Origin of the sequence: Apilactobacillus waqarii (assembly GCF_019061205.1) — a bacterium.
In the GTDB taxonomy this organism is placed as follows: domain Bacteria; phylum Bacillota; class Bacilli; order Lactobacillales; family Lactobacillaceae; genus Apilactobacillus; species Apilactobacillus waqarii.
Genome location: NZ_JAHQYH010000028.1, coordinates 1 through 428, shown reverse-complemented (window position 1 = coordinate 428; position 428 = coordinate 1). Strand labels below are relative to the sequence as shown.

Annotated in this window: 1 protein-coding gene; it reads left to right on the top strand. The window is 31.5% G+C overall.

Going from position 1 to position 428, the window contains the following annotated elements; genetic code table 11:
* Nucleotides 1–66: 66 nt before the first annotated feature.
* A partial coding sequence (locus KTJ72_RS07045) for a hypothetical protein (RefSeq protein ID WP_217304482.1) occupies nucleotides 67–428 on the top strand: 362 nt, incomplete at its 3' end.

The window sequence follows — 428 nt, the reverse complement described above, 5'->3', positions numbered from 1 at the left end:
TACCTACCTAGAGGGAGGTGGAATCTTAGAAGAAAATTATCGATATTATGATAAGGACAAAAAAAGATGATTGATGGTATAAAATTCTATGAGAAAAGTAAGTTAAAAGACGGTGATTTTGTTAAAGTTAAAGGCAATCAGTTGAAATTTTATGAATATACCTTGGCTGGTAAGGTTAACTTGGATTGTGATACTGAAAAAGCTTTCCGTTTTGACAACTGGTCTATAACGATCGAACTAACAATATCTTTGGTCGATTATACAAAAGTCGTTGAGAAAGCTGTAGATAATCATTATAAGGTGGACGAACATACCACTAAATCTGATATCGACGATAGTAAAAAAGTTTGTATTAAGTCTTATAAGGAATTTCATAAAGAGACAGTTCACTATAAGGTTAATGACGATAAAATCAATGTCCTTACCTA